The 231-nt window shown below is 44.6% G+C and carries 1 protein-coding gene; it reads left to right on the top strand.

From position 1 onward, the window contains the following. A partial coding sequence (locus R0J88_RS23980) for an NAD(P)H-dependent flavin oxidoreductase (RefSeq protein WP_410901454.1) occupies positions 1–231 on the top strand: 231 nt, incomplete at both ends.

The raw sequence follows: 231 nt of genomic DNA, 5'->3' as shown, positions 1-231 counted from the left end.
ACATTAAAGCATGCAAAAAAAGCAGCAGAGGCCAATGTTGATGGGTTAATCCTCGTATGTGCTGGTGCTGGGGGGCATGGTGGAACGTTGAATCCTTTTGCCTTTTTAGATGCGGTTCGTGAGTTTTGGAAGGGATACACGATTTTAGCTGGCGGAATTTCTGATGGGCGTGATATTTTAGCGGCAAGAATAATGGGGGCAGATTTTGCTTATATGGGTACGAAATTCATC

It is taken from the genome of Pseudoalteromonas sp. SIMBA_162, from assembly GCF_046535955.1.
In the GTDB taxonomy this organism is placed as follows: Bacteria; Pseudomonadota; Gammaproteobacteria; order Enterobacterales; family Alteromonadaceae; genus Pseudoalteromonas; species Pseudoalteromonas marina.
The sequence above is the reverse complement of the archived record's forward strand: the minus strand, read 5'-3'. Positions and strand labels throughout refer to the sequence as shown.